At 43.6% G+C, this 7,299-nt stretch carries 6 protein-coding genes; 5 read left to right on the forward strand and 1 reads right to left on the reverse strand.

From position 1 onward, the window contains the following. Positions 1–579 precede the first annotated feature (579 nt). From AM228_RS03740 to AM228_RS03750, 3 genes are all read left to right on the forward strand, one after another. Positions 580–1,242: a hypothetical protein gene (locus AM228_RS03740; protein ID WP_054464768.1), complete on the forward strand. Its 663-nt coding sequence runs from the start codon at positions 580–582 to the stop codon at positions 1,240–1,242. Positions 1,243–1,578: 336 nt separating this feature from the next. Continuing rightward, positions 1,579–3,324: an OmpA family protein gene (locus tag AM228_RS31760; protein ID WP_156331513.1), complete on the forward strand. Its 1,746-nt coding sequence runs from the start codon at positions 1,579–1,581 to the stop codon at positions 3,322–3,324. Positions 3,325–3,490: 166 nt separating this feature from the next. Next, entirely contained in the window at positions 3,491–4,321 is an 831-nt protein-coding gene (locus AM228_RS03750) for a hypothetical protein (protein ID WP_054464770.1), read from the forward strand. Between the two features lie 124 nt (positions 4,322–4,445). Here the strand turns inward: AM228_RS03750 and AM228_RS03755 are convergent, their stop codons facing one another. Then, positions 4,446–5,651 carry a phosphoglycerate kinase gene (locus AM228_RS03755; RefSeq protein WP_054464771.1) on the reverse strand — a complete coding sequence of 402 codons (1,206 nt, stop codon included), beginning with the start codon at positions 5,649–5,651 and terminating at the stop codon, positions 4,446–4,448. 190 nt (positions 5,652–5,841) lie between these two features. On the opposite strand from AM228_RS03755, the gene AM228_RS03760 reads away from it, so the two are divergent. Continuing rightward, positions 5,842–6,255, forward strand: a complete 414-nt coding sequence (locus AM228_RS03760) for a universal stress protein (protein WP_054464772.1) — start codon at positions 5,842–5,844, stop codon at positions 6,253–6,255. Between the two features lie 80 nt (positions 6,256–6,335). Beyond that, positions 6,336–7,193, forward strand: a complete 858-nt coding sequence (gene ylqF, locus AM228_RS03765) for a ribosome biogenesis GTPase YlqF (protein ID WP_054464773.1) — start codon at positions 6,336–6,338, stop codon at positions 7,191–7,193. The last annotated feature ends 106 nt before the right edge of the window (positions 7,194–7,299 follow it).

The following is a 7,299-nucleotide window of genomic DNA, read 5'->3' on the forward strand; positions in this document are numbered from 1 at the left end:
TATAAATTAACGTTTATAAATAAAAATTATTAAAAGTAAATTATGATTGTCTCTCTTATGGCCGACCGCGCTCATGCTGCCTCAGTCAGGAGTCGTCTAGCCTGATGTTAACACTTCAACAATCCGACTCGGTTTTAATATTTCATTTCTCAAGAGGGAATGCTTTATCTATACCTATTGAACTGAATCGCATCGGCTATTTTTCGCACATATGGATTTAGACTATAGATAAGTAAAAGCACCCCCAGGGTATGTTGTCCAACGGATTCACCGGATGGAGATAGCTTGACTGAGTGCTAATTTGGGAAAAGAGTTCTATTGCTTTTAACAGTTAGATAGCTTGATCGAGGATGAAAAACTGGGGTAAGTTAGCGTCCACCATAAATCTATCAGATAGATTCGCCGTTTACTATATCAATCTCGATCAACCTATGTTAGTATGTTGGCGGTTATATAAGAAGACTGGCTAATTCCTGATAATTGCTAAGTGGCTTATATAGTGAGTTGCCTAGATTCGATCTAGATATTCTGAGTCAAAAAAACCGAGGCAACTTATATAGAATAGGAGGAAGAATCAAGATGACTAACAACCAACCAGATTTAGGTCAAGGTTTTAACAACATTGAACAAATCCGTGAGCTTTTATTCGGCACTCAAATGAAACAGGTGAGTAGTCGATTAGATAGTCTGGAAGCTGCACTAAAAGAGCAAAAAGAAGAGACAGAAAAGCGGCTTTTTGTTTTGAGAATAGAAACCGATAAAAGCTTACAAAAATTGCAAGAATCTCTGTCCACAGAACTTCAGACTTATATGCGGACTTTAAGTGAAGAACTTAAGGCCATAAAAGAGAAAGGTATTAAAGATAAAGACGAAATCGACGAACAAATTGAAAGCATTAGTAAGCGGCTTTCGAGTAATGTTGCTAATCTGGATGAAGCAATTGATAAGCAAACGCGATCGCTGCGGGATGATGTCCTGTCGAGTCATAAAAAGCTTCAGGGCGATCTGATTCATATGAAAAAGCAGTTGTTGGAAAACTTTGAAAAACGCTTATCAACTTTAGGTTCTAGCAAAGTGAGTCGAGAAGATATCGCTGATATGTTTTTTGAGATTGTGCTAAAACTTAAAGGACCGGAACAACTTCAGCTAAAAGGAACTGAATTCCCCTCCACTTGGGAAGAAGAAAATACCTCAAGCAAATCTGAGTATCTCTTGCTGGAAGAATCTCAGGGTAATGGTTAATCTCCCTGATCCCAATATCATCATAGCATGAGTCCGCTCAAGAATACAGGAATATTCTTGGCATTTGGTCTTCTTCTGACCTTAGAAGAAGGCCAAAAGTGTTTTTTTGATTGGCATTATTACCCAAAAATATAACTAAAAGCATCTTTATATTCTGGATTTTCAAATCTTAAATAACTATAAATACCTAACTAATTTAAACACTAATGTTTAAACCATAATAATTTTTTTGATTTAGCAAGCAAATTTAAAATAAAATTTTTAAAAAACAGATCAAAAAAGTCAAAAATGTCAAAATGCTCAAAGTTACTCAAACATGATCTGGTTTGTCAAACCATGAATTACTCAGATAGAAAATCTTTTGACGATCGGGGGAACAGTCAGCCAAAGGATGAATTCATTCCACGGGCTGATTTCCAAAAAAAGCATCATACTATTTATAACAAACAATCGGATATGGCGGATATGGACTATCAGCAAATCCAAAGGTATTTGCAGCAACTTGACCAAATGCTAAATCGAGGTCAAAATGCTGAAAAAGCAATAAACCAAATCAGTCTTGAGATTGACGAAGTTGAGGAATTTGAGGGGTTATCCGGGGAATTACGATCGAGTGAACCGGCCAAAAATGAGGCTGAATTTGCGGAAACTACACTGGCGCTGGCTAATGCTGATGCCCAAGAGTTACAGTCCGGGGAAGGTAAGCCATCCCTCCAAGAATCTCCTGATTTGAAATCGATAGAAACCGCCGGAATTTTAGACGATTTACTACAGCCTTTTACTGCGGAGGCGAAGGAAGGAGAATCGGTTGAATATCAGGAGTTACTGGAACAACTTGCCCTGGATCAGACGGATCCTAAAACGATTAAAGAAGTGAATGATTTATTAAATCGTTTTAGAGATGAAGTTAGAAATGAAGCGATCGCAGACAATCAGGAAATATCTATCTTGGCAGGGGCAGACTTGGCCGCAGCAGAAATTGGTAATGATGGGAGTGAATATAACCAAGAGTCCAGTCAGACAATCTCTGAATTAGAGCATCTCGGTGCCGAAACGGAAACGGAAGCCAAAGCCAAAACCAAAGCCAAAACCAAAGCCAAAACCAAAGCCAAAGCCAAAACCAAAGCCAAAACCAAAAGCAATCGCTGGTTATCTGGGTTAGGGAAATTGATGCTATTTATGTTTCAGCCGTCGGTTAACTGTGCCAAAAAACAAAAGGTGCGGGCCGGTGTTTGGGGGTTTAGTTTAGGGATGATGGTTGTTATCTTGGTTGGTTGGGGGATTTATCACTATGTGCAAATTAATCAGGGCGATCGGGAAAAACAAGTCAGTAAGCTTTTAGATGCTTCTCCAGAATTAGCCTTTTATCGGCTCAACGTTGATGTTCGGGGCAAAATCCTATCCTTAACCGGAAAATTACCCAGTGCTTATCTCCGGGATCGAGCCGAAACAATTGTGCGGTTAGCGGCTCCAGATTTAGTGTTGGATAATCAGATTATCGTAGTAGATCAGCCGGTGAATATGATGCAAGTAGCGGCTGAGGTTGAACAGGTGGTTAAAATTCTCAATCAAATTGATGGGATTAGCATTTCTGCGGAGTTTGATCGGGGAAATGTCAGCTTAACAGGAACGTCTATTCAACATACTACCCTTAACAAGATTACTGAAATTTTTGCAGGCATTCCTGGGGTTCGTCAGGTTTCTAATCAAATGATAGTTCAGCCAATTTCTATTGGCATTCGGATTTATTTTAGGCAAAATTCTGCTCAAGTTCCTCCAGGAGACTGGGAAGAAAAGATTGAACAAATTAAAGACATTCTCGAAAAATACCCCGGTCTGCATTTGAAAATTGTTGGCTACAGCGATCGCACTGAATTCTCTAGGGAAAATTTGGCATTGCAACGGGTTCAATCGGTGGAAAATATGTTGGAATCTCGCGGGATAGATCGCCGTCGAGTTCAGGCATTTGCCGGTACAGGTTCCCCGCCAGATATTGATTTGAATCAAGAAAGATGGTTGCGGCGATGTGTGGTTTTTGAGATTATTGAAGCCGCAGCAGATTTAGCTAATTCGGGAAAATAGATAGTTTGGTAGATAGTCTGGTAGATAGTCTGGTAGATAGTCTGGTAGATAGTCTCGTAGATAGTCTGCTGATGGTATTGAATCAATATAAAGGTTTTAGGTTTAACCCAATTACCGAATTGCTCACATGATCGCTCACATTCAATCAAGGGAAATTTGCCAATCAATGATTCCTAAACAGGTGAAAAAAAGACACCCTGATGAACTGGTTTTAGCTACTTTCAGAATTCCATACGAAAAATGGGAGAAGTTTCAAGAGGCTGCCAGTGCATCTGGAACAACAGCATCGGCTACTTTATTGGCTTTTATTGAGGACTATCTGGCTAGATTTAATGCGGGAAATCAGCCAGAATTACTGGATTCTTTCGATTCCCCAGTTGATTCCTCATTAGAGGCCGAAGTAGAGGTTCCAGTAGCGAGTCAGTTACCGGAACAATCTCCGGTTAATTCTGGATTAGCAATCTCAGAAGTTCCTGAGTTAAATCGTGATTTCATTCCAGCAATGGAGCCACAAATTCAAAAACTGCTTGAAGCCAAAATTCAGGAAAAATTAGAGGCAAAAATTGAAAAACAACTTGAGGCGAGAATTGAAGCGAGAATTGAGGAAAAATTAGAGGCAAAAATTGAGGATATTGAACCGATAATACATCGGATTCAATCGCAAGTGAGTCAGTTAAGTAAACGCTTAGATAAAGTTGAACAGATTGTTGATAAATTTAAGGGAGCAAAGACTAAGAAAGACTCTGATTTTATCGATGTTGCTGCGGTGCCGATTGATGGGGATTTACATCAGCATAATTTAGAAAAAGATCGCCCCCTCACTGAGGATGAGCAAAATGATATCGGGCTAACCCAAACCGCTTTATGTATAGAATTTGGGATTAATCCCAACACTTTAAACCGACACGCAAGTGTCCGGGGTTTGTCTACGGTGGAATATTTGCATCAGCTAACGGGCTGGTTGTATCGGAATGGGAAATATTATCCGCCGAAATAATCGTAGGGTGGGCAAATTGCCCACCGTACATTTAAACCGGAGTAGGGTGGGCAATTTGCCCACCGTACATTTCAACCGAAATAATCGTAGGGTGGGCAAATTGCCCACCCTACATTAGTAGGGATTAGGCATCATCCAGGGCAGCAATGCCAGGGAGCACTTTTCCTTCGAGCAATTCTAGGCTGGCGCCACCACCCGTGGAAATATGGCTCATTTGGTCAGCTAAACCGGCTTGTTCCACCGCAGCTACGGAGTCGCCACCGCCAATGATGGTGCTGGTGCCTTTGGGGGTGAGTTCAGCCAGGGTTTCAGCGATCGCATTAGTCCCAGCGGCAAACTTCTCCATCTCAAACACACCCATTGGGCCATTCCAAATCACCGATTTGCAATCCGCTAAAGCCGCTTGGAAGGTCTTGACAGAATCGGGGCCAATATCCAATCCCATCCAACCATCGGGGATATTTTCCACGCTGACAGTTTGGGTATTGGCATCAGCAGCGAACTTATCCGCCACCACCACATCGGTGGGCAGCAAGAACTCAACGCCTTTTTCTTTAGCCTTAGCTTCCAAAGACTTAGCCAATTCCAGCTTATCCTCTTCCACCAAAGAGTTACCCACGGATAAACCACGAGCTTTCAAGAAGGTGAAAATCATCCCACCACCGAGGAATAGCTTGTCGCACTTATCCAGCAGCGCAGAAATCACACCAATTTTGCTGGAAACCTTGGAACCGCCAACAATTGCGGCCAAAGGACGTTGGGGATTGTCAATAGCGGCTTGGAGATACTGAAGTTCTTTCTCAATTAAATAGCCAGCCACGGAAGGACTGAGATAGTGTGTCACCCCTTCGGTGGAAGCATGAGCGCGGTGAGCGGTGCCAAAGGCATCATTCACATATAAATCGGCCACAGCAGCCAACTGTTTGGTAAATTCTGGGTCATTTTCTTCTTCACCGGCATAAAAGCGGACATTTTCCAGTAATGCCACTTGGCCATTTTGCATGGCGCCCACTTGGGCAGCAACTTCATCGCCAATGCAGTCGTCACATTTGACTACTTCTTGATTGAGTAATTCAGAAAGGCGCTTGGCTACGGGGGTCAGGCGCATTTTTTCGTCTACTGTACCTTTGGGACGACCAAAGTGGCTGCACAGAATGACTTTGGCGCCTTTGCCGGTTAAATCTTTAATGGTAGGCAAAGCAGCCCGAATCCGGGTATCATCAGTGATGTTGCCAGCATCATCCAGAGGCACATTAAAGTCCACACGGACTAATACCCGCTTACCCGATAAATCTGACTCAGACAAGTTTGCTACAGTTTTCTTGGCCACAAAAATACCTCCTAGAATTTTCTATGTCTCGGTTAAAGTCCTGGAAAATCGATGCGAAACCTTTGTCTGTCCGGGAACGCAAGCTCCCTGGCACAGAAAGTACACCGACGTTGTCAGACTTCAACCAGAGTAAATTTCACTTGTTTGTCGTAAACATTTTATACGAGAGTGTGTACCGTAAGAGGGTGCCATGTTCAAGACCGTTTTATTTCCCATCGATCGCAGTCGAGAATCCCGCGAAGCTGCGGACAAGGTTCTCAATATTGTTCAAACCTACAAAGCTCGCTTAGTCTTGCTTTCTGTAGTGCCAAAGCCCCCAGAAGGGGAAGAGTTACCCCCAGACGAGGCGATGATGTCCCCGGAAGCGGTGGCAGAATTGCTAAAAAATGCTCAGGATATGTTTTCTAAGGAAGGAATTGAAGCCGAAGTCATTGAACGCGAAGGTCAACCGGCTTTTGTGATTTGTGATGTGGCTGATGAAATCGACGCCGATTTAATTGTCATGGGTTGTCGGGGGATGGGTTTGACGGAGGAAGCGGCAACGGAAAGTGTCACCACTTTGGTGATTAATCTGTCTCCCTGTGCAGTGTTAATCGTTCCGTAGTCTCTTGCTTCTTTTTGAGGGTTCATGGGGGTTATCCTATGAATCCTCACCAGACAAAAAATTTAGGATTTCCTCTCATAATGATCATTCAATGGTATCCGGGTCACATTGCTAAGGCTGAACGACAGTTAAAAGAACAGCTAAAAATGGTGGATGTGGTGCTGGAAGTGCTTGATGCCCGTATTCCTTTATCGACTCATCATCCCCAAGTACCCAATTGGGTGGGGGAGAAAACTCGGGTTTTGGTAGTGAATCGGATGGATACGATCGCCCCACAGGTGAAAGAGCAATGGTTGACTTGGTTTAAGTCTCAAGGAGAAACTCCCTATTTTACCAATGCCCAACATGGGGATGGGGTGGCCCAAGTCGCTAGGGCGGCAAAATTTGCCGGGGTCGCGATCAATCAACGGCGGCGCGATCGCGGAATGTTGCCTAGACCCGTCCGCGCTGTGGTAATTGGTTTTCCCAATGTGGGCAAATCCGCTTTAATTAACCGCTTGCTGGGAAAACGAGTAGTGGAAAGTGCCCGACGCCCTGGTGTCACCCGTTCCCTGCGCTGGGTGAAAATTTCTCAAGAACTTGAACTATTAGACGCCCCAGGAATTATTCCGTCTAAGTTGGAAAGTCAAGCCGCTGCCCTCAAATTAGCCATTTGTGATGATATTGGTGATGCGGCCTATGATAATCAACGAGTCGCAGCGGGAATGATCGACTTGCTGACGCAATTGGAACGCCACGAAATGGGGGTAGTTGGCGCAAAATGTTTAGCCTCTCGCTATGAATTAGATCCCACAGAAATGACTGGGGAACAATATCTGCATACTTTAGCGGAGTTACGGCATCGTGGGGATGTGGAACGCACCGCAAGGCAGTTATTAAAAGAGTTTCGCAAAGGAGTCTTGGGTCCGATCGCCTTGGAGTTGCCACCGCAGCAGTAGGAGGGAGCGGGGGTGCAGGGTGTAGGGTGTAGGGTGTAGGGTGTAGGGGAAGAGAGGGTGTAGGGTGTAGGGTGTAGGGAAGAGAGGGTGTAGGGAAGAGAGGGTG

It is taken from the genome of Planktothricoides sp. SR001 (assembly GCF_001276715.1).
Lineage (GTDB): Bacteria > Cyanobacteriota > Cyanobacteriia > Cyanobacteriales > Laspinemataceae > Planktothricoides > Planktothricoides raciborskii.

Bases quoted from the DNA above. Each gene is read 5' to 3' on its own strand.
- AM228_RS03760 (WP_054464772.1), top strand. From the start codon at position 5,842: ATGTTCAAGACCGTTTTATTTCCCATCGATCGCAGTCGAGAATCCCGC.
- ylqF (WP_054464773.1), top strand. From the start codon at position 6,336: ATGATCATTCAATGGTATCCGGGTCACATTGCTAAGGCTGAACGACAG.
- AM228_RS31760 (WP_156331513.1), top strand. From the start codon at position 1,579: ATGAATTACTCAGATAGAAAATCTTTTGACGATCGGGGGAACAGTCAG.
- AM228_RS03740 (WP_054464768.1), top strand. From the start codon at position 580: ATGACTAACAACCAACCAGATTTAGGTCAAGGTTTTAACAACATTGAA.
- AM228_RS03750 (WP_054464770.1), top strand. From the start codon at position 3,491: ATGATTCCTAAACAGGTGAAAAAAAGACACCCTGATGAACTGGTTTTA.